The 21,750-nt window shown below is 63.9% G+C and carries 19 protein-coding genes; 4 read left to right on the forward strand and 15 right to left on the reverse strand.

The window, feature by feature from the left end; genetic code table 11:
* Positions 1 to 99: 99 nt before the first annotated feature.
* The 9 genes from acpS to ACJJV2_RS12540 form a co-directional block, all read right to left on the reverse strand.
* On the reverse strand, positions 100 to 477 hold the full coding sequence (gene acpS, locus ACJJV2_RS12500; RefSeq protein ID WP_043331863.1) for a holo-ACP synthase: 378 nt from the start codon (positions 475 to 477) through the stop codon (positions 100 to 102).
* The gene (pdxJ, locus tag ACJJV2_RS12505) at positions 474 to 1,304 is read right to left on the reverse strand and encodes a pyridoxine 5'-phosphate synthase (RefSeq protein ID WP_054554985.1); all 831 of its coding nucleotides are present in this window, start codon (positions 1,302 to 1,304) and stop codon (positions 474 to 476) included. The genes acpS and pdxJ overlap by 4 nt, the downstream gene beginning before the upstream one ends.
* Before the next feature lie 121 nt (positions 1,305 to 1,425).
* Complete coding sequence (gene recO / locus ACJJV2_RS12510; RefSeq protein WP_405281323.1) at positions 1,426 to 2,142, reverse strand: DNA repair protein RecO; 717 nt, start codon at positions 2,140 to 2,142, stop codon at positions 1,426 to 1,428.
* A 203-nt stretch (positions 2,143 to 2,345) separates the two neighbouring features.
* Positions 2,346 to 3,290 (reverse strand): GTPase Era, encoded by a 945-nt coding sequence (era, locus tag ACJJV2_RS12515; RefSeq protein ID WP_052384345.1) that lies wholly within the window; start codon positions 3,288 to 3,290, stop codon positions 2,346 to 2,348.
* A gap of 92 nt (positions 3,291 to 3,382) precedes the next feature.
* On the reverse strand, positions 3,383 to 4,075 hold the full coding sequence (rnc, locus tag ACJJV2_RS12520; RefSeq protein ID WP_043331866.1) for a ribonuclease III: 693 nt from the start codon (positions 4,073 to 4,075) through the stop codon (positions 3,383 to 3,385).
* A gap of 340 nt (positions 4,076 to 4,415) precedes the next feature.
* Positions 4,416 to 5,219 (reverse strand): signal peptidase I, encoded by an 804-nt coding sequence (gene lepB / locus ACJJV2_RS12525; RefSeq protein WP_054554987.1) that lies wholly within the window; start codon positions 5,217 to 5,219, stop codon positions 4,416 to 4,418.
* A 55-nt stretch (positions 5,220 to 5,274) separates the two neighbouring features.
* Positions 5,275 to 7,095: a translation elongation factor 4 gene (lepA, locus tag ACJJV2_RS12530; RefSeq protein WP_043331869.1), complete on the reverse strand. Its 1,821-nt coding sequence runs from the start codon at positions 7,093 to 7,095 to the stop codon at positions 5,275 to 5,277.
* A gap of 321 nt (positions 7,096 to 7,416) precedes the next feature.
* The gene (locus ACJJV2_RS12535) at positions 7,417 to 8,832 is read right to left on the reverse strand and encodes a DegQ family serine endoprotease (RefSeq protein WP_107335313.1); all 1,416 of its coding nucleotides are present in this window, start codon (positions 8,830 to 8,832) and stop codon (positions 7,417 to 7,419) included.
* A gap of 284 nt (positions 8,833 to 9,116) precedes the next feature.
* Entirely contained in the window at positions 9,117 to 9,587 is a 471-nt protein-coding gene (locus tag ACJJV2_RS12540) for a SoxR reducing system RseC family protein (protein ID WP_054554989.1), read from the reverse strand.
* Between the two features lie 127 nt (positions 9,588 to 9,714).
* Between ACJJV2_RS12540 and ACJJV2_RS12545 the strand changes: the two genes are divergently transcribed.
* Entirely contained in the window at positions 9,715 to 9,960 is a 246-nt protein-coding gene (locus ACJJV2_RS12545) for a VF530 family DNA-binding protein (RefSeq protein WP_405281329.1), read from the forward strand.
* A 186-nt stretch (positions 9,961 to 10,146) separates the two neighbouring features.
* On the opposite strand, the gene ACJJV2_RS12550 is transcribed toward ACJJV2_RS12545, so the two are convergent.
* Both ACJJV2_RS12550 and rpoE read right to left on the reverse strand, forming a co-directional pair.
* Positions 10,147 to 10,884, reverse strand: coding sequence for a sigma-E factor negative regulatory protein (locus ACJJV2_RS12550; RefSeq protein ID WP_107335316.1), 738 nt, complete (start codon positions 10,882 to 10,884; stop codon positions 10,147 to 10,149).
* A 367-nt stretch (positions 10,885 to 11,251) separates the two neighbouring features.
* On the reverse strand, positions 11,252 to 11,854 hold the full coding sequence (gene rpoE / locus ACJJV2_RS12555; protein ID WP_153635273.1) for an RNA polymerase sigma factor RpoE: 603 nt from the start codon (positions 11,852 to 11,854) through the stop codon (positions 11,252 to 11,254).
* A 533-nt stretch (positions 11,855 to 12,387) separates the two neighbouring features.
* Between rpoE and ACJJV2_RS12560 the strand changes: the two genes are divergently transcribed.
* Positions 12,388 to 13,476, forward strand: coding sequence for a 3-deoxy-7-phosphoheptulonate synthase (locus ACJJV2_RS12560; RefSeq protein ID WP_043331875.1), 1,089 nt, complete (start codon positions 12,388 to 12,390; stop codon positions 13,474 to 13,476).
* A gap of 150 nt (positions 13,477 to 13,626) precedes the next feature.
* On the opposite strand, the gene dinG is transcribed toward ACJJV2_RS12560, so the two are convergent.
* Both dinG and ACJJV2_RS12570 read right to left on the reverse strand, forming a co-directional pair.
* Complete coding sequence (gene dinG, locus ACJJV2_RS12565; protein ID WP_248379280.1) at positions 13,627 to 15,765, reverse strand: ATP-dependent DNA helicase DinG; 2,139 nt, start codon at positions 15,763 to 15,765, stop codon at positions 13,627 to 13,629.
* Between the two features lie 247 nt (positions 15,766 to 16,012).
* Positions 16,013 to 17,317 (reverse strand): DEAD/DEAH box helicase, encoded by a 1,305-nt coding sequence (locus ACJJV2_RS12570; RefSeq protein WP_405281335.1) that lies wholly within the window; start codon positions 17,315 to 17,317, stop codon positions 16,013 to 16,015.
* A gap of 1,010 nt (positions 17,318 to 18,327) precedes the next feature.
* Here ACJJV2_RS12570 and ACJJV2_RS12575 point away from each other — a divergent pair.
* Positions 18,328 to 18,594, forward strand: coding sequence for a hypothetical protein (locus ACJJV2_RS12575; RefSeq protein ID WP_043331879.1), 267 nt, complete (start codon positions 18,328 to 18,330; stop codon positions 18,592 to 18,594).
* Positions 18,594 to 19,406, forward strand: coding sequence for an exodeoxyribonuclease III (gene xthA / locus ACJJV2_RS12580; RefSeq protein WP_054554994.1), 813 nt, complete (start codon positions 18,594 to 18,596; stop codon positions 19,404 to 19,406). Before ACJJV2_RS12575 ends, xthA begins: the two co-directional genes overlap by 1 nt.
* 137 nt (positions 19,407 to 19,543) lie before the next feature.
* Here xthA and ACJJV2_RS12585 read toward each other — a convergent pair whose 3' ends face one another.
* The gene (locus ACJJV2_RS12585) at positions 19,544 to 20,839 is read right to left on the reverse strand and encodes a hypothetical protein (RefSeq protein WP_405281339.1); all 1,296 of its coding nucleotides are present in this window, start codon (positions 20,837 to 20,839) and stop codon (positions 19,544 to 19,546) included.
* A gap of 133 nt (positions 20,840 to 20,972) precedes the next feature.
* The gene (locus tag ACJJV2_RS12590; RefSeq protein ID WP_405281341.1) at positions 20,973 to 21,749 is read right to left on the reverse strand and encodes an energy transducer TonB; all 777 of its coding nucleotides are present in this window, start codon (positions 21,747 to 21,749) and stop codon (positions 20,973 to 20,975) included.
* Position 21,750: the final 1 nt, after the last annotated feature.

Here is a 21,750-nt window from a genome sequence, read left to right on the forward strand (position 1 = left end):
GCACAAACGACAACGCCACCCGCTGCCGCAAGGCAGGGGTGGCGTTGTCGTTTCGAGCGCCGTGTTCAGAGTCGTGATTCAGCGCCAGACCGAATAGGGCTAACGCTCCAGCACCACGAAGGCGATGGCCTGATCACGCTCATCACTGATCGACAGGTGCAGATGGCGGATACCCGCCCGCGCGGTCAGGGCTTCCGCCTCGTCAGACAGCTTGAGCGAGGGCTTGCCCAGGGCGTCGTTGACCACCTGAATCTGGGTGAAGCGCATGCCCTGACGCAGGCCGGTGCCCAACGCCTTGACGAAGGCTTCCTTGGCCGCGAAACGCTTGGCCAGAAAGGCCGCCGGCTGAGGGTGATCGGCAAAGCGCGCCAGCTCCTCTTCCCCCAGCAGTCGGCGCGCAAAGCGCTCGCCGTGGCGCGCCATGCCTGCCTCGAAGCGCTCGATACGCGCGATGTCCGTGCCTATGCCGACGATCATCCGCAGCAGCCTGAACCCTGCACATGCTCATGGTCATCACCGTGTTCGTGGTCATGGTCATGATCGTGCGCATCCAGCGCGGCCATCAGGCCCGCTTCCTGGCCTGCGATACACAGACGCTTCATCTCGATGACGGCCTCCTTCAGGCCGACGAACATGGCGCGCGCGATGATCGCGTGACCGATGTTCAGCTCGTTGAGCCCGGAGATACCCGCGATCGCCTCGACGTTGTGATAGTTGAGGCCGTGACCGGCATTGACCACCAGCCCCAGCTCGTTGGCCAGTTCCGCGGCGGCCGCGATACGCTCGAACTCGACACGCGCCGTCTCGCCCGTGGCATCGGCATAGGCGCCGGTATGCAGCTCGATGACCGGCGCACCGGCCTCGAAGGCGGCACGGATCTGCTCCGGCTCCGGGTCGATGAACAGCGAGACTTCACAGCCCGCCGCTGCCAGACGCTCGCAGGCGGCGGTGATGCGCGCCAGGTCACCGGCGACATCCAGTCCGCCTTCGGTGGTCAGCTCTTCGCGCTTTTCCGGCACCAGACACACGTTGGCCGGCTGGACTTCCTCGGCCAGCGCCAGCATCTCTTCGCTGACGGCCATCTCGAGGTTCATGCGCGTGTTGAGCACCTCGGCCAGAATGCGCACGTCGCGCTCCTGGATGTGGCGACGGTCTTCACGCAGGTGCACGGTGATACCGTCGGCACCCGCCTCTTCCGCGACCAGCGCGGCCTGGACCGGGTCCGGATAGCGGGTACCACGCGCCTGACGCAGTGTGGCGATGTGGTCGATGTTGACCCCGAGCAGGATGCGCAGCGGATGCATGATCAGCTCCTAACGATGAACAAGAGAACAGGCATGGCGACGAGGGCCATGCCGAAGACAGGTCGCGCAATACTATCATGCGTCACGCCGCAGCCGGACAGTGTCGCCACGCCTGATGACGTCAGTCGGACTGACGACTCTGACGCCGCCTGGCCGTCAGCTGCATCATCAACTCGCGCGAACGCAGCGGACGGTCCCCCAGCAGCGGCGCCAGCGCACGCCGCGCCAGCCACAGGCTCTCGCGGGCAAGCCCTGCATGCCCCCGGTCTTCGCTGGCCAGCAACTTCAGGGCCCGCCCTTCGATGCCCGCCGCGCCTGGCGGCTGCGCCTGAAAGCGTCGCTCACTGACCACATAGTCATAGCGCACATCCGGCATCAAGGGGCTGTCATCCAGAGCGCGAAACTGCGGCAGTTGTTCCAGCGCTTCCAGCAGGCTGTATTCGAGCCGCCTGAGCGCGGCCGCGCGTCTGGCGGGCAGTGCCACCTCGTCCAATGTCAGCGAGTAGAGCGCGAACAGCTCCGGCACCGGCATTTCCACCGGCAGCGTGCGGGTCAAAAGCTCATTGGCGTAGAACCCGCACAGCAGCCCCTCACCCGCCAGCAGACTGGCGCTGCCGCCGGTCTCCATCAGGTTGAGAGTCTTGAGATCGCTCTCGCCACGCCAGGTGACATGCAAGGGCGTGAACGGCTGCAGTCGTGCGCGCGCCTTGCTGCCCGGGCGCTGAACGCCACGCGCCACCGCGCGCACCCTTCCGTGTTCGAGGGTCAGCAATTCGATGATGGCACTGGTTTCACGGTAAGGCTTGCGATGCAGCAGGAAGGCCGGTTGCGGCGTCATCAGGCAGGCTCACGTCAGACGGTGGCTTGGCAAAAAAAGCTGGCAGAAGGACTGGCAGAAGGGCTGGCAAGAAACGAGACCGCCTGGGCAAGGCCAGGCGGTGCGCGGCAGAGACCGCGAGAACATCGAATCGGCGACGGGCGGCACACGGCAGTCGCGACCCTCTCGGATCGCCACCACCCTGCACCGCTCGCGCGGCGTCGTCAGTCCTTGTCGTGGGTGTAACCCAGACTCTTCAGGGCACGCTCGTCATCCGACCAGCCACGCTTGACCTTGACCCACAGGTTCAGCATGACCTTGGCGTCGAAGGCACGTTCCATCTCGAGACGCGCTTCACGACCGATGTTCTTGATGCGCTCACCGTTCTCGCCGATCAGGATCTTCTTCTGACCCTGACGCTCGACCATCATCAGCGCGCTGATGTGCAGGGTGCCGCGCTGATCGGTCTTGAATTCCTCGATCTCGACGGTCATCTGGTAGGGCAGTTCGTCGCCCAGCTGACGCATCACCTTCTCGCGCACCAGCTCGGAGGCAAGGAAGCGAGAGCTCTTGTTGGTGATCTGGTCGTCCGCGAACATGTGCTCGCCCTGCGGCAGACGCTTCATCACGTTCTCGAGCAGCAGATCGATGTTGGTGCCATTCTTGGCCGACATCGGAATGATGGCCGCGAAGTCACGACGCTCCTGCAGGCTCTGCAGCCAGGGCGCGAGGGTGGTCTTGTCCTTGAGCCAATCGATCTTGTTGACCACCAGAATCACCGGCGCCTTCACGTGGGCCAGCTTCTCGAGCACGATCTGGTCTTCTTCCATCCAGCGGGTGCGGTCGACGATGAAGACGACGGCATCGACGTCACGCAGCGCCTGGGTGGCGGCCTGGTTCATGAAGCGGTTGATCGCCTTGTTGCGATCGCGCTGCATGATGTGGATCCCCGGGGTATCGACGAAGACGCACTGGGTGCCCTCTTCGGTGTGGATACCCATCACCTGGTGACGCGTGGTCTGCGGACGACGCGAGGTGATCGAGACCTTCTGGCCCAGGATGTGGTTCATCAGCGTCGACTTGCCGACATTCGGGCGACCGACGATGGCGACGAAGCCACAGCGGGTGTCCGGCAGCGGCTGATCGCTGACACCGGCGGCGGCCAGCATGCCCTCGAGGGCATCCGGCGTGCCGGCGCCGTTATCAGTGGAGTGATCAGGGGCGTCGCCGCTCGGGGTGACGTTGTCTTCTGGGGTATGGCTCATGAGCGGCCTCCGCGGGCAGGTTCGAGCAGTTGCAGCGCGAACTCGGCCGCCTGCTGTTCAGCATGACGGCGGCTGGAGCCGACGCCTGTGGTCTTGGTGTCGATCATCTCGACGTGGCAATCGACGCTGAAGGTCTGCGAATGCGCTTCGCCTTCGACGCTGGTCACCTCATAACGCGGCAGTGCCGCCTGACGCGATTGCAGGAATTCCTGCAGACGCGTCTTGGGGTCTTTCTGGGTGTCCTGAAGATTCAGTGCTTCAAGACGGGTGGCGTACCAGCGCAGCACGTGTTCACGCGCCACCTGCATGCCGGCGTCCAGATAGATGGCGCCGATCACAGCTTCCACGGCATCGGCCAGAATGGACTCGCGACGGTGACCGCCGCTTTTCATCTCGCCGGAGCCCAGACGCAGGTTCTCGCCGAGATTGAATTCACGCGCCAGCTCCGCGAGGGTCTGGCCCTTGACCAGGCGCGCACGCAGGCGTGACAGCTGGCCTTCACGGGCCTGGGGGAAGCGCAAAAACAGCGCTTCGGCGATCACGAAGTTGACGATGGAATCGCCAAGGAATTCGAGACGCTCATTGTTCTGGCCACCATAGCTTCGATGGGTCAGAGCCAGTTCCAGCAGGCTCGCATCCTCGAAGGTGTGGCCGATACGCTTTACAAAGGCATTCAGCGGGCTACTCACAGGTCTCCCTACTCTCTTTTTGTCGCTGACGCCCGCGGGCGTCCTGTCGAATGGTGCATCAGTCATGCTGGCTGATGCCTGTCGTCTTCGACATGTCTCGCGATGCCCGAAGCCTACGCGGCTTGAGGAGTTGCCGATTGCCACCATCCCAATCCGATATTCGTCAGCCGCGCTGCCCGCAAGCTTGTGGCCACGGATCCGACATGATGAACAGCAGGTTGACATGGCAGGCACGACGCATCGTCCCATGTCGAAAATCCGCACTGATAAGGCCGGCGGGCCAATGTAGCCCTGCCAGACACGACCGGGCCGCCTCTCGGCGGCCCGGTCAATGCACTGATCAATGAATCAGGCGTACCGAGGAAAAGTCCGGGAACCCTTCTTTCCAGTGCATCCACACCGCCACCGCCTTGCCGACGATGTTCTCTTCCGGCACGAAGCCCCAGTAGCGGCTGTCGTTGGAGTGATCACGGTTGTCACCCATCACGAAGTACATGCCTTCCGGCACCCGGATCTCGCGCATCTGCGGGCCGGGGTCCTGAGGGTTATTGTAGATTTGATGGGCGTGTTTCCCCAGTGTCTCATCCAGCAGGTCTTCACCGGATTGTTCACTGGAGTTGCGCGCATTCAATGTCTTGTCGATGGCCTCACCATTCACGTAGAGCTGCTTGCCTTCGTAACGAATGGTATCGCCCGGCAGGCCGACGACGCGCTTGATGAAGTTGGTGGACGGATCCTCCGGGAAACGGAACACCATCACATCGCCACGCTCCGGCTCGCCGACTTCCAGCACCTTGGTGTCGACCACCGGCAGGCGCAGGCCATAGTCATACTTGTTGACCAGGATGAAGTCGCCGATCTTGAGCGTCGGCAACATCGAGCCGGACGGAATCTGGAACGGCTCGAACGCGAAGGAGCGCACCACCAGCACCAGCAGCAGTACCGGGAAGAAGGACTTGGCATAGTCCACCGGCCACGGGTCACGCGCCAGCTTCTCACGCGTGCCAGCGTCCAGTTCTCCTTCGACGGAGGCCTCGGCCTTGGCCACACGCGCCTTGCGCGCACTGCGCAGGGCAACCAGGTCTATCAACCACACCACGCCGGCTACCGCTACGGCAATCACCAATACTAGCGAGAAATCCATCGTTGTCCCTGTCTGCCCTGGGTCTTGGTGGCAAGCCGCCAGACGGCGGCCTGCCTCAGTCGTTCATCTTGAGCACGGCAAGGAAGGCGTCCTGGGGAATTTCCACCCGGCCGACCTGCTTCATGCGCTTCTTGCCCGCTTTCTGCTTCTCGAGCAGTTTCTTCTTGCGGCTGACGTCGCCGCCGTAACATTTGGCGGTCACGTTCTTGCGCAGCGCCTTGACGGTGGAGCGTGCCACGACCTGGCCACCGACGGCAGCCTGGATCGCCACATCGAACATCTGACGCGGAATCAGCTCTTTCATCTTCTCGACCAGCAGACGGCCGCGGCCATGTGCGTGATCACGGTGGATGATCGCCGCCAGTGCATCGACGCGGTCGCCGTTGATCAGCACGTCCAGACGCACCAGCTTGGCCGCCTCGAAGCGCTCGAAGCTGTAATCCAGCGACGCATAGCCCTTGGAGATGGACTTGAGGCGATCGAAGAAGTCCATCACCACTTCCGCCATCGGCAGTTCATAGATCAGCTGGATCTGGCTACCCAGGAACTGCATGTCGAGCTGAACGCCACGACGATTGACGCACTCGGTGATGACGTTGCCGACATATTCCTGCGGCACGAGGATGGTAGCGCGGCAGATCGGCTCGCGCAGCTCATCGACGTTGGCCATGTCCGGAAGCTTGGACGGGTTGGACACCGGCAGCACATCGCCGTTGTCCATCAGCACCTCATAGATCACCGTCGGCGCGGTGGTCAGCAGATCGAGATTGTACTCACGCTCCAGACGCTCCTGGATGATCTCCATGTGCAAGGTGCCGAGGAAGCCGACACGGAAACCGAAGCCCAGCGCGTCGGAGTTTTCCGGCTCGTAGTCCAGCGAGGCATCGTTGAGCGCCAGCTTCTGCAGCGCATCACGGAAGTCCTCGTAGTCATCGGAGCTGATCGGGAACATGCCGGCATAGACCTGCGGCTTGACCTTCTGGAAGCCCGGCAGACGCTCGACCTTGTCGGCGGTCTTGGTGTGCACGATGGTGTCACCCACCGGCGCGCCCATGATGTCCTTGATCCCGGCGACGATGAAGCCGACCTCGCCGGCGCGCAGCACGCCGGTTTCCTTGCGCTTGGGCGTGAAGATACCGATCGCGCCGGTTTCCCAGTCACGGCCGGTGGACTTCAGGCGAATCTTCTCGCCCTTCTTCAGGGTACCGTCGAAGATACGCACCAGCGAGACGACGCCGAGGTAGTTGTCGAACCAGGAATCGATGATCAGCGCCTGCAGCGGTGCCTCCGGATCGCCCTTGGGCGGCGGAATGTCACGCACCAGACGCTCGAGCAGCGCTTCCATGCCCATGCCGGACTTGGCCGACACCTGACAGGCATCCGTCGCGTCCAGGCCGATGATCTCCTCGATCTCCTGGGAGACCTTCTCCGGGTCCGCCTGCGGCAGATCCATCTTGTTGAGGACCGGCAGCACCTCGAGCCCCTGCTCGATGGCGGTGTAGCAGTTGGCCACGGACTGGGCTTCGACGCCCTGGCCGGCATCGACCACCAGCAGCGCCCCTTCACAGGCATACAGCGAGCGCGAGACTTCATAGGAGAAGTCGACGTGCCCCGGCGTATCGATGAAGTTCAGTTGATAGGTATTGCCATCGTCAGCGTGGTAGTCGAGGGTCACCGACTGCGCCTTGATGGTGATGCCGCGCTCACGCTCGATGTCCATCGAGTCAAGCACCTGCTCCTTGAGCTCACGGTCGCTCAAGCCTTCGCACAGCTGGATGATGCGGTCAGCCAGCGTGGACTTGCCGTGGTCAATGTGGGCGATGATTGAGAAGTTGCGGATATGCTTCAAGGACGGCGGCGTTACGCGTTCGGTCATGGATCACTGCTCTGTATTTGTGCCCGTCTCCGTGAAATCACACGGCCAACACGGGAGACGACGGAAATCGAATTGCACGCATTGTACAGTCCGACCACAAGCGATGATAGAAGGCGTTGCCTTTTGCGCCCCTCCGGCCCTGTCACAACCCGCCTGATCTCGGGTGAACCGCAGGGCCGCCCGGCAGCAGACGGGGCGCACAGTCGCCCGTGCGCCCCGTCTGCTGCCGGAGTGACCGCCGTCCTGCTGGTGGCGGTCGCCTTCTGTTGCCTGCGCGCTCGTCGCTCAAGTTCTTGACGCTTGCGTCAGGCGCTGGCGGGATCACTTGTCGCTGTCAGCACGCATGCGCAGTGCGATGTACAGCGGGCGACCATTGCGCACCAGGCGTAGCGAGACCGGACGGTTGGTCGGCAGCTTGGCGACCACATCGCGCAGCGCCTGCACGCTGGTCAACGGCTGCTGATTGAGTTCGACCAGCACATCGCCAGCGCTGATGCCTGCCTCGGCAGCCACGCCCTGCGGGTCGACTTCCATCACGCGCACCCCGTGATCGAGGTTGAGCTCGTTCAAGCTGGCCTTGTCGAGCTCTGCCACCGCGACACCCAGCCCCTGCTTGTCGTCACTGGCCTTGCCGGCATGCGCCTGCTCACTGCCCGGCCAATGGCCGACCTTGGCGGTCAACGTCTGGCTCTTGCCATCGCGCAGGATGGAGAGCTTGAGCGAATCGCCCGGCGAGCTGGCACCGACCATGCGCGGCAGGTACGCCGAGCTCTCGACCGCCTTGCCATCCACGGCGGTGATGATGTCACCGCTCTTGAGGCCAGCGGCGGCGGCAGGGCCGTCCGGATCAAGATCGGCGATCAGCGCACCGCGCGCACGGTCCAGCCCGAAGGATTCGGCCAGGTCCTTGGACACCGGTTGAATGACGACGCCCAGCCAGCCGCGGTCCACGCGCCCATCGGTCTTGAGCTTGTCGGCGACATCCATCGCCACATTGATCGGAATCGCGAAGCTCACGCCCATGAAGCCGCCGGAGCGGGTATAGATCTGGGAGTTGATGCCCACCACATCGCCATCGAGATCGAACAGCGGCCCACCGGAGTTGCCCGGATTGATCGCCACATCGGTCTGGATGAACGGCACATAGGCGTCCGACGGCAGGGTGCGATCGATGGCGCTGACGATACCGGCGGTGACGGAATGATCGAAGCCGAACGGTGAGCCGATCGCGGCCACCCATTCGCCGACTTCCAGAGCATCACTGTCGCCCATCGGCAAGGTCGGCAGGTCTTCCGCCTTGACCTTGAGTAGCGCGATATCGGTCTTCTTGTCCTCACCGACCACCTGCGCCTTGAGTTCGCGGCGGTCGTTGAGGCGCACCATCACCTCATCGGCACCGTCGATGACGTGGGCATTGGTCATAATGTAGCCATCATCGGAGATGATGAAGCCAGACCCGAGACTGGAGCGCTTCTCGACGCCCCCGCGGCCCGGACCAGGCAGCTGATCACCGAAGAAGCGCTTGAAGAATTCGGGCATCTCTTCGCCATTGGGCCCACGGAACACCGGCCCCGAGCTGCGCTGGATCTCGGTGGTGGTCGCGATATTGACCACCGCGGGCGCCGAGTCCTTGACCAGCTGGGTGAAGTCGGGCAATTCACGAGCCTGAACCAGCTGGGAGCCCATCAGGGCAGCCATGGCCAAGGCAGGTACCATCAGGCGGGAAAGGGATTTCATCAGTGCGGCTCCTGGTACGTCCTGTCATCACTTGTTATCAGGCGTGCAATCACGCAACTACTGACGATGGCAGCGTCACATCGCTGGCGGCGTCCTTCTCATTGACGTCGAAGCGTCGTTGAAGTTCAGCGATTGGTGCCGCGCTGGACGCAACCATGCGTCGCCAACATCCGACAGGTGCCGATGCCAGCCCGATGCAGACTGACGACGCCACCTGCCGACTACGCAAGTCACTCCCCTATCTGCCGAGAGAGTCGACTACCGCTATCACTTGAGCACGACGACTACAGCGCCTTGATCGCCATCGCGTCCATGCCGAGACGACGCATCAAGCGCGGCCGGTAGAGTGCCTGGCGCTCAGGACGCGCGGCATGCCAGCGCACGACCATCAGGCCCGCCGCCAACGAGAGCGCGAAGCCCAACGGCACCGCCAGGGTGCCAGCGCCCGCCAGCTGCTCGGCCACGATTCCCCCCAGCATGCCGCTGACCAGCGGCAGGCCATACAGCAGGCCCGCACTGCGCAGAAACGCCGACTCATCGATGCCGATCACCACCCGCTCACCCACCATCGGCAAGTCTTCGCCTGCCGGCACATGGATCAGCACGCGATGCGGCTTGCGACGCGAAAACTGGCTCAACAGGCCGCTGCCACAGCTACTGCGCGCATTGCAGGCACCACAGGTGGAGCGACGCTGGGTCTCGACCCAGACGCCTTCCTTGCCATGCCCCGTGACCTGCCCCTCTTCCTGCATCATCTTGCTGACTCCTGCAAAAACTCGCCGCGCACTGGCGACACATACGCGTAGAATAGCGTCATTCACGGCGGCACTTCACGCGCCTCAGGCCCGATAAGCGCCCACGATACCATCAACAGGAGCCCGCATGAGCGACGCACCCCCATCCACCTCCCGCCTGGAACCGCTGCACGGCGTCACCCTCAAGGCACTGCTGACCTGGCTGGTGGACCACTACGGCTTCGAGACCCTGGGCGAGCTGATTCCCATCAACTGCTTCCGCAGCGACCCGAGCATCAACTCGAGCCTCAAGTTCCTGCGCCGCACGCCCTGGGCACGCGCCAAGGTCGAGGCACTCTACATCCAGACGGCAGATCGCTATCTGCATGACTGAGGCCGAGCGTGGTCACACCGGCAAGTGACGGCGCTGGCCGGACGCGACCAGGTCATGTGGGCGCAACCAGGTCATACAGACAAGAAAAGAGGGGCAGCCAATGGCTGCCCCTCTTTTCTTGTCTATCCATGCTGCTTTCATCTGCCTTGGCAATGACGCCAGCGCAAGCCAGTCATCCAGAAAATGTTACTGGGCAACATCCTGCAGGCTGATCCACTCACTGCGCTCCGGCACCGGGCCGCGCGAGGAATGCTGGCTCAGGTAGGCCTCGAGCAGACGACGCTGGGCGAGATCCGCCGCGGCGACATTGCTGGACGACATGCCGGAATCGTAGCTGCCACTTTGCGGCGCCATGAACATCGGACGTGAGCTGGAGGGCGTCACGCCGACCTGCATCAAGCCGCTGTTGGCACCGGGCTGTACCCACTGAGACGCCTCGGCGTTCACCGACGGCTGGCTGACCTGACGCACGGTGCCGCCCTGGATGGCTGAACCACCCTGGTTGACGGAAGAACCGCTGGCAAGCTCTGCGCCGCTGTTCACGCCGCCGGGCACCCCATTGTCACCGCCATTGAAGACCTGCACGCCGGTGATCACCATCACCGCGACGCCTGCCGCGATGGCCGCGGAACCGGCAAAGGAGAACAGGCTGCGGCGCTCGGCCACGGGCGGTGCACTCGCGGGAGCCTCGCGGGAGATCAGCTCGACCTCGGCGCTGACCGCCGACGCGATATCCAGAGTGAAGGTGCTTTCACGCTCACGATGCATGGCACTGCGCGCCAGGTGATAGCGGCGCCAGGTGTCTGCAGCCTCAGGAGACTCATCGAGCCCCTTGAGGACACGACGCAGATCCAGCTCGTCACCCTCCGCATCCATCAGCGCGGACAGCGACTCCTTCACGGATTCGGTGGTCTTCAGATTCATGCGTAAATACCCTCACACTCGTCAGATTGAACGACGACTTCAATCTGCACTCCTGGCAACAAATGGCGTCATTCACCATGGCGGCTGATGGCCCGAGCGGGCCAACGGCAAACAGCGTTACTGCGCCGTGGAAGAGGGGCTTTCGTGCCCTGCCCCTCACCACTCAACTTTCCAGCGCTCATGCACGCAGTCGCTGAGCTACATGACTACTGAACAGTAAGAACACGCGCCGCACGGATTGTTCCGCCATTCGTTCAGAAAACATTCACTTTAGCTGCAAGATTTCGCCAAGCCACTGAGTTGATTGAATTTAACCAACAAAATTTTTGTGGCTCTTCTCTCACAGGGGCGACGCAGAACAGCGACGTCACTCGACGGCAGACACCGCCGAGGCGGGACTGACCAGCCCCTGGATCGCCTTGTCGACCGCTTCACGTGCACGGAAGATACGCGAACGCACCGTGCCCACCGGGCACTGCATCACCTCGGCGATATCCTCATAGGACAGGCCATCGAATTCGCGCAGCGTGATGGCGGTGCGCAGGTCTTCAGGCAGCTTCTCGATGGCCTCGAAGACGACCTTCTCCAGCTCATCGCGCGCCATGGCGGCTTCCGGCGTCTCGATGTCCGACAGGCGACCGGATTGATCGACCACCTCGGCATCGCCGATATCCATGTCGGTGCCCGGCGGACGACGGCCCCGCGAGACCAGATGATTCTTGGCCGTATTGATGGCGATCCGGTACATCCAGGTATAGAAGGCGCTCTCGGCCCGGAAGTTGGGCAACGCACGATAGGCCTTGATGAAGGCTTCCTGGGCGACATCCTGCACTTCTGAATGATCGTGTACGTAACGGCTGATCAGGCCGAGAATCTTGTGCTGATATTTCCTGACCAGCAGATCGAAGGCGCGGTTATCCCCTTTCTGGGCGCGCTCGACCAACTGCTGGTCCGTTTCATTGACACTCATTCACTCGCTCCCTCCGCGGGAGTGGAGGCACCGCTTGCGGACTCCACATCAGGAATCCCCGGGGCATCAGCACCTGACAGGAATTGCGACTCGCGCATGCGTTATCCGGCCCCTTTGATATTCGTTGTGATGGATGCGATGCCTGGCGCGGGGCGAAAAAGCGCCCGGCGGCCCGCTGACGCGACCAAAATCAACGCACAGTGTTCCTGTTTATCATTTGTACGGCAAGACGCCATGCCGTCAAAGCCTCAGGTTTTGCGTGTTCACTCCCGTCATGACAGCGTTTGGCGACGCTGACACGTCAAAGCGTAACGATTTCTTTACGATTTACGCTTATCTTGAGTCACACGAGCCTCAAGTCAGCGCCAGTCAGCTTGACAGTTGATTAAATTTGACCCAAGGACGCTGACAAGCCGGCATGCAGCAGATACCATGGACGTCATTCAGTACGCACAACACGGATGGCGGGCGCGAAGACGCCCGTCTGACTCTGCTAGCAGCCATGCAGACCGCACACCGCTCAGGACACTGTCATGTCAGAACAACACGTCAACAACCTCAACGTCCTGTCACAGGACGTGCTGATCACCCCCGAAGCGCTCAAGCAGGACATCCCGCTGACCGCCAAGGCCGAAGAGACCGTCATCGAAGGCCGTCGCACCATCCAGCGCATTCTGGACGGTGAAGACCCGCGCCTGCTGGTCGTGGTCGGCCCCTGCTCCATCCATGACCTGGACGCCGCCCGTGACTACGCGCGCCGCCTGAAGGTGCTGGCCGAGGAAGTGAAGGACAGCCTCTACATCGTGATGCGCGTCTACTTCGAGAAGCCGCGTACCACCGTCGGCTGGAAAGGCCTGATCAACGACCCGCACCTCAATGACACCTTCGAGATCGAGGAAGGCCTGCACATCGCGCGCGGCCTGCTGGTCGAACTGGCCGAGATGGGCCTGCCGCTGGCCACCGAAGCCCTCGACCCGATCTCCCCGCAGTACCTGCAGGACTGCATCAGCTGGTCTGCCATCGGCGCCCGCACCACCGAATCCCAGACCCACCGCGAGATGGCCTCTGGCCTGTCGTGCCCGGTCGGCTTCAAGAACGGCACCGACGGCTCGCTGGATGTCGCCGTCAATGCCCTGCAGTCCGTGTCCCACGGTCACAACTTCCTGGGCATCAACCAGGCCGGTCAGGTCGCGATCATCCGCACGCGTGGCAACGCCTACGGCCACGTCGTGCTGCGTGGCGGCAACGGCAAGCCGAACTACGACAGCGTCAGCGTCGCGCTGGCCGAGCAGGAACTGGCCAAGGCCGGCGTCACCGCCAACCTGATGGTCGACTGCTCCCACGCCAACTCCAACAAGGACCCGGGCCTGCAGCCGCTGGTGCTGGAGAACGTCACCCAGCAGATTCTCGAGGGCAATCGCTCCATCATGGGCCTGATGGTCGAGTCGCACATCAACTGGGGCGCGCAGAAGATCAATGCCGACCGCAGCAAGATGGAATACGGCGTCTCCATCACCGATGCCTGCATCGACTGGGCCACCACCGAAGACACCTTCAAGACCATGGACGCCAAGCTCAAGGATGCACTGCGCGCTCGCCTCGAGCAGCCTGCCGAAGCCTGAGCCAGAAGCCTGGGGCCAGAAGCCTGATCCAGAAGCCTGAGGCCACTGATTTCAGGCCGACAGCATTGGATGAATGAAAAAGCCCCGCCGATTGGCGGGGCTTTTTTGTGGCCGCTGCGTCGTCAGCTCTGACCTACCAGCCCTGCCCCATCAGTTCTGGCGCACGCCATCGATCTCGCGCACGAAGGGCGGCAAGGCCTCGATCAACTGCTGACCGTAACGCTTGGTCAGGATGCGTCGATCCAGAATCGTGATACGCCCTTCATCGGCTTCCTTGCGGATCAGGCGCCCACAGGCCTGCACCAGCTTGATGGAGACATCCGGCACCGCGATACGCATGAACGGATTGCCGCCCCGCGACTCGATCCACTCCGCCAGCGTTGCACCGACCGGGTCATCCGGCACCGCGAACGGCAGCCGCGTGATCACCACGTGGGTCAGATACTTGCCGGGCAAGTCGATGCCCTCGGCGAAGCTCGCCAGCCCGAAGATGATGCTGCCGCGCCCGCCATCCACCGCCTTGCGATGCTGACTGAGCAGCTCATGCTTGGGCAGACGACTCTGCGCCAGCACCCGCTTGCGGGTCTCGCTGTCCAGCGCCTTGTTGACCGCCGCCAGCTGCTTGCGCGAACTGAACAGCACCAGCACCGCCTCGCGCACATCCAGCGCATTGACGAAGTCGACGATCGCCTGCTCATGCGGGCCGGGCGGCGACGGCTCCACCGCCTCGCGCGGGATGGCCAGCACCGCCTTGCCATAATCGAACGGGCTGGGCAGGCGCTGATAGCGATAGCGATTGGCCAGGCCTGCGCGCTCCTGCAGGCGTTCGAAGCGATTGAGCGCCGTCAGGGTCGCCGACGTCAGCACCGCACCGAAACAGGCGCCCCACAGATGACGCGCCAGCGTTTCCGCGGCCGACACCGGACTTGCCGAGACGGTCATCTCCGGCTCGCCATTGAAGCGCTCGAAGGTCAGCCAGCGCGCATGCGGCGGCCCATCGGCAGGGTCGCTCAAACCGATGGCCTCCCACAGCGCATGGGCTTCCAGCGCACGCCCGTGCAACAGGGCCACCAGCGGCAGCCAATCCTCGGCATTCTCCTTGGGCAGGCCGGTGGCCTTCTCCGGGTCCAGGCTCTCACGCAGGATGTCGGCGATCTGCTCCAGCGCCCGCGACAGCTCCGCGAAGCCCTTGAGCAGGTTGTGACCCAGCTCCTTGAGCGCCTCCGGTGCCTGACCGCGCTCGAAGCGATGATTGGTGACGTCCTCGCCGGCCCCATTGGGCAGATCCGCCAGCTGATGCCCCAGCCCGAACACCTCGCCCAGACGCGGCTCGATATCCGCCAGCAACTCGGGCATGCGCGCCAGCAGGCGGCCGATGGTCGGCTGACTGCCCAGCGCCGCATTCAGCTCGGTGAGCGACTTCTTGAGATTGCCCAGCCAGCGCAGCGTCTGATTGATCGGCGTGCGGTGATGGAAGTGATCCAGCGCCTTGTCGGGCAGATGGTGCGCCTCATCGAAGACGTAGATGCAGTCACTGGGCGATGGCAGCACCAGCCCGCCGCCCAGCGAGAGATCCGCCAGCACCAGGTCATGGTTGGCGACGATGATGTCGGCCTGCTCCAACTGACGACGGGCACGGAAGAAGGCACACGCCGAGAAGTGGCTGCAGCGGCGATTGGTGCACTGACGGTGGTCCGTGGTCAGGCGCGCCCAGTCGCGGTCCTCGACCTGCAGCGGCCAGCTGTCGCGGTCCCCTGCCCATTCGCCGCTGGCATAGTCCTCGGCCATCTTGCCGGCCAGCTCCACGAAGCTGCCGCCGTCGCTGGCGATCATGTCGCGCTCGAACAGCGCCATGGTCGGGTTGTCCTCGACACCTTCCAGCGCCTGATCCAGCTTCTGCACGCACAGGTAACGGCGACGGCCCTTGGCCAGGGCGTAGTCGAAGCTCAGCCCCGAATGCTTCTTGAGCGCCGGCAGGTCCTGATGCATGACCTGCTCCTGCAGCGCGATGGTCGCGGTAGAGACCACCAGCCGCTTGCCGCGCGCCTTGGCCACCGGCAGCGCGGAGAGCAGATAGGCCAGCGTCTTGCCGGTGCCGGTACCGGCCTCCAGCACGCAGACATGCTCGTTGCCGAGGCGATAGCCTTCCGGATTCTGCTCGATGTTGCCCAGGGTGCGCGCGATCTCGGCGATCATCAGCCGCTGCCCGTAGCGCGGCGTCAGCTCAAGACCCTCGAGCAACTTGCGATAGGCGCCCTGAATCTCGCCCTTGAGGCTATCTTCCAGCATTGCGTGTCTCTCTCCTCAACTGGCCATCCACCCCTGACCCACGACATCCGGCCGACGACAACTGGCGACTGGCTGCTTGTCAGCAGATCACTTGTCGTCAGCTAACTCGTCGTCAAAACAGCGGATCATGGAGCGCAAGACGGCGAACAGCCTGAGCTGTCCGCCGTCTTTGCGTGCTACTGCCATCCACCTCGACTGCCCTGCGCGGCCGGCCACCTTTCTGTGACCGGTCGGAGGCAAGCAGGCGTTACAGCAGGCCCTGGGGCGGCTGCTGACGCGGCAGCGTTTCCTGCAGGTAGTCTTCGATTTCCGGCAGCGAGAAGACATCTTCCTCACCGACGAAGCTGATCAAGGTCACATCGCTGAAGCTTGCACGGTGAACGTAGTCTTCCGGCACTTCCGGCAGCGTGAAGTTGATCGCATGGGTCGCGTCTTCGAGTGCGAAGCCACGTCCGGCGACATCGCTGACCACCAGCACCTTGAGCTTGCCGTTGCGGAAGGCCTCATGGGCTTCCAGGCGCTCGGTCTGGGTCTCGGCGCCGGACATCACCGCCGATTCGATACCGGCTTCCTTGAGCGCGGCGTTGATCTTGCGCACCAGCCCACGGCTGTTGCCGAAGACCACGGAGCGCTCCATCTCGCCCTGCTTCACCAGATTGATCAGCAGACGCAGCTTGTCATCATCGCTCACGGTGTAGGTCTGCACGGCGTCGTTGTCCGCCGCGATGGCAGCCGTCGCTTCGTGCTCGACCGCGACCTGAGTCGCCTCATGCGTCCACTGCTCGGCCAGCCCCAGCACGTCGGAAGACAGCTCGGCGGAGAACAGCAGCGTCTGGCGCTCTTCGGGACGCGGCGTGGCGCGGATGATGCGCTTGACGTCGGGAATGAAGCCCATCGACAGCATGCGGTCCGCTTCGTCGACCACCAGCACCTCGGTCTCGGAGAGATCGACATCACGCTTGGTGTGGAAGTCGAGCAGGCGGCCTGGCGTTGCGACCAGCAGGTCGACCTTGCGCTCGAGGCGTTCACGCTGCTTCTGGTAGTCCATGCCACCCACCACGCAGGCCACCGAGATGCGCGCGAATTCGGAGAACGCCTTGGCGTCCTTCTCGATCTGCAGCGCAAGCTCACGGGTCGGCGCGATGATGACGGCACGCGGCGCGCCCGGCTTCTGGCCTTCCGGCGCCTTCTCTTCCAGGAAGTAGGCCAGGGTGGCGATCAGGAAGGCGGCGGTCTTGCCGCTGCCGGTCTGGGCACGACCGACTACGTCACCACCCAGCAGCGCCTTCTCGAAGGTCTGGGCCTGGATCGGGGTGCAGCATTCGAAGCCGGCCTTCTGGATGGCACGCATCAGCGGCAGCGGCAGATCGAAATCATGGAAGCGCCACTGACCGGCGACCGGCGCGACCGGGAACTGATCGAGGTTCCACTTGGACTGGGAGCGACGCGGCTTGCGACGACGACGCTTGGGCTTTCTCGGCTTCTGGTTCGGGTCCTGCGGCTCTTGCTGAGTCTGCTCAGCGGCTGGCTGGGTCTGATCCGTCTCGCTCATGTAATCCGTTCTTTTCAAGGGTTCATATGCGACAGGCGCGGGTCGTTCTCGGAATCTCGCCGTGACAGGCCACACCCGGTTGGTTCGTCATGCCCAGTCGTCTCACCTGGTTCGCCTGACTCGCGCCTGATGCGCGGTAGTCTCGGGCTGCATGCGCCTTTACCGGATTGGGAGCCATCCCCTGCCCTTCTGCGCGACACCCCCTGGGTGTGCGTCTCCGAGGCCACGCAGGCCTCGGGTGCAGAAGGACACGAATGCTCTCACCTGTTCTTGACGGATTCACGCATCCAGCGCTCCCCTGCCCGAATGTTCGGCAAGGGACTGGAGCGGACGTCTGCCATGAGGGTCTGCTCACGTGGCACCGGTCATGTCATCGCCGGGCTCACGCAACGGACAGGCTCATGGGTCGCCACAAGGACGGCCGATACTGCGTGTCGGTCGAAAGGGCTTCTTCATCGGGCAGGCATCAGGCTGCCGGGCAACCTTGGCCACGCCACGGGACAGTTCGCCGCCGCCCGTCTGTCTATATGTCTTACTGTGTGGGCCGGGGCGGCGTACCTGCCAGGGTCATTCAGGTAACACTCATATATTGCATATTGCATGTCGCTGGCACGGGCAATGGCAGCAAGACTGGCGCGTCCGGCAAGCCGTTGTCTCTGACATGCGTGAGGGGAAACGCGCCCCGAGGGGCAGGCGACCCGCCATCGTGCATGAGACACAAGGCGTCGGTTCAAGCGGCCAGTCACGCACCTCACCTGCGGGCAGCGACGATAACGCCGACATATTGTACCAGCCCGCCGGCGTCTTCGCGCCCCTGCATCATGACGCACTCGGCGCGAAACATCCTCGCGCGCACGACACGCGATGCCTCTCACCACGACGCCCCTCATGGCACCCGCCCCATGCAGGCTGGTAGAATGCCCGACAACTGATGCGGTTGCCCGCGTGCCGCGGCCTTGCCGTGCGACTCAAGGCTGGCGACTGCCGACACCGAACAGGAAAGCCCGAAGATGACACGTAGAAAGAAGAGCCGCTCCATCGCCGACAAGGTGCAGATTCGTACCGGCCGCCGCAAGGACTTCAAGAAGTGGCGCGCCGAGAACCCGGACCAGGTGCATTCCGGCCCGCGTTACGTGGCCAAGAAGAAGGACCAGCGCAAGTCCCAGGCTGCCGCCAAGCTGGAACGCATGAACGCGGCGCCGCTGTTGCCGCTGCACCCTGATGCGCCGGCAAAGGAAGACAGCTCCTCCAAGGATGATGGTGGAGGCGAAGCGTGATGCGCCTGATTTCCTTCAACATCAACGGCATCCGTGCGCGTCCGCATCAGCTGGAAGCGCTGATCGAGACGCATCAGCCGGAAGTCATTGGCCTGCAGGAAACCAAGGTGCAGGACAGTGAATTCCCCCACGCGCACATCGAGGCGCTGGGCTATCACGTGGTATGGCACGGCCAGAAGGGCCACTACGGCGTCGCGATGCTGACCCGACAGGTGCCGAAGAAGGTGCACTACGGCATGCCGGATGACGACGAGGATGCCCAGAAGCGCATGATCGGCGTCGAGATCGACGGCCCGAACGGCGAGCCGCTGATCGTCTACAACGGCTACTTCCCCCAGGGCGAGAATATCGAGCACCCGGTGAAGTTCCCCTACAAGACGCGCTTCTATCAGCAGCTGTTCCGCCTGCTGGAAGAAGACCACCAGCCCGAGCAGCATGTGGTGGTGATGGGCGACTACAACATCTCGGCCACCGACCGCGACATCGGCATCGGCGAACCCAACCGCAAGCGCTGGCTGCGCGAAGGCAAGACCAGCTTCCAGCCCATCGAGCGCGAGTGGATGGAGCGCCTCTACGCCTGGGGCCTGACCGACAGCTTCCGCCACGTGCACCCGGAAGTCGATGATCAGTTCAGCTGGTTCGACTACCGCTCGCGCGGCTTCGAGCGTGAGCCCAGGCGCGGCCTGCGCATCGACCTGATCATGACCAGCCCCGGCCTGACTCCGCTGATCAAGGATTCCGGTGTCGACTACGCGCTGCGCGGCATGGAAAAGCCGTCGGATCACGCCCCGGTGTGGACCGATATCGGCTGATGCGCTGAGCAACGCCAGCGCGAACACGATCGCCAGACACGCAAACGCCGCCTTTCCCGTCTCAGGACGATCAGGAAAGGCGGCGTTTTCGTTGCAGTGATACTCAGGCAGCGCTGGATCGCCAGCGTCTCACGTCATCAGCGCTGCGCGACGGATTTCAACCAGGCATCGGCCCCTTCGGCGCCACGCGCCTGAGCCTTCTTGAAGGCTTCACGCGCAGGGTCGAACTGCTCCAGCTGACTGGCGACCACGCCGGAGAGCAGCCAATGACGCGCCGAGTCATCGCCACGCTCACCGGCCGCGGCCAGCGCCTGCTGCGCCGTTTCCCAGCGGCCCCAATCATAGGCAAGCTCGGCATACTGCCGGGCATCCTCGAGTGACTGGCTCTGCTGCGAGACGGCTGCCCACGCCTTGAGCGCATGCTCGACATCGCGCGCCGCCGTCCAGGCCTGTGCCAGCTGGCGACGCAGCGCCGGGGTATCGTCAAGCAGCGGCTGCCCCTCGGGTGTCGCGGATTTCGAAAGCCCCGCCTCGATCAGCTCCGCCGCCCGCGCCGGCGCACCGGCCGCCAGCTGCAGGTCGACTCGCTGCTGGTAGGCGTCACTGCCGCTGACGATCCCCGCCGCCCACGCCGCTTCCCAGGTGCTGGCGGCGCGGGTGTTCTGGTTGAGGCGCTGATAGAGCGCCACGGCACGCTGCCAGTCCTGCGGGTCGCGTGACTCGCCCAGTCCCTGCTCGACCAGCGCCACCGCCGCGCCATGGCGGCCGGTCTGCTGATAGACGCTGACGGCCAGCTTCAGGCGATCGCCGCTCGGCGCACTCGCTTTGCTGGCACGCTCCAGCCAGTCCTCGGCGCGCGCCCAGTCACCTCGGGTGGCTTCCAGACTGACCGCCAGCCACAGGTCATCGGCACTCGCCGAGCCGCCGTGCAGATATTCCGCCAGACGGGCGATACCACTGTCGCGCTCACCGGCGCGCAGACGCAGCATCGCTTCACGACGCAGCCACTCGCGAGCCTGGGAGGCATTGACGCCCGGCAGGCGACGCGCCTCGGCATACAGACGTGCCGCCTGGGCCTGATCGCCCTGGCGCGCTCGCGCACTGGCCGCCAATGACAGATACAGCGCACGCACTTCACCACGCTGGCGCTTGGCCTCACGTTCGGCGCGCTCACCGACCGCATCATAATCGCCTTCATCCAGCCGTGACTGCAGCGTGCGCAACTGCCCCGCCACTTCGGCGGAGACGCGGGTCGCCGCATGAGCCGCACTGATGCCACCAACTTCCATCATCAGCATCAGGCAGGTCGAGACCAGCGTCACGCGGGTGAGTCGACGCCCGCCGCGTGTCAGCAGCTGGCGCGCCCGCGCCATCAGGCCTCGCGATCGCTCAGAGCTGTCGGCGTCCTGCGGCGGTGTGGATTTCGCTACCATGAGTCTTTCCTCTTGCGTTCATCCGCTGCCATGACCCGGCGCATTGCCGATAAGTCCACGGCATCAGAGATGACGACATATGACACACATCAGACACCCGATGAAAGCCCGCGCCACGGGGTCATGGGTTGCCTCAACGCAACTGGAACTCGAGCCGCTGGCGCGCCTGGCGCGCATTGCCCGCGGCCGGGAATTCCCAGCGCGCGATCGCCTTCATCGCCGCCCGGTCAAACACGCCCGACGGCTCGGCACGCACCACCCGCAGCGAACCGCCATCGACATTGCCATCCGGACGAATCACGAACGCCACCTCGACGAAGCCCTCGATGCCGCGGCGACGCGCGCGACTCGGATATTCAGGAGCGGTGCGCACGGTGGGCCGCGGTGAACCACCCTGCGCCGCCGGGGCTGCCTTGGGCTTTGACGGCTTCGCCGCGGCCTGTGATGACGCATCAGACGCCGACTGCGCCGATGAAGCGGCCTCGGCCTGCTTGGCGACCGCCTTGGGTTCCGGCTTGGCCTTGGGTGCTGGCTTGGGCGTCGGTTTGGGCGGACGCTCGACTTCCAGCGGCGGCAGGCTGTCATCCATGGTCAGCTCTGGCGTCGGCGGCAATGGTGTCTTGACCTCGGGAATCGCCACCGGGCTTGTCGCCTTGGGTGCCGGCATCGGCGCTGCCTTGGGTGGCGGCGGTGGCTCGGCCGGCGGCGTGGGCAGACTTTCACTCGCCGCCGGCGCGGGCGCCGGTGCCTCTTCAGGCGCCTGAACGGTGGAGACCGACAGCGGCTCCGGTGGCGGCGTGTCGTTCACCGGCGGCGCGACCAGCAAGGCCAGCGCATAGAACAGCACCAGCGCCAGCAAGGCACCACCGACAAGCCCGACGAGTCGATTGGCATACAGGCGTCGCGTCATG

The organism is Cobetia sp. Ld8 (assembly GCF_045066615.1).
GTDB lineage: Bacteria > Pseudomonadota > Gammaproteobacteria > Pseudomonadales > Halomonadaceae > Cobetia > Cobetia amphilecti.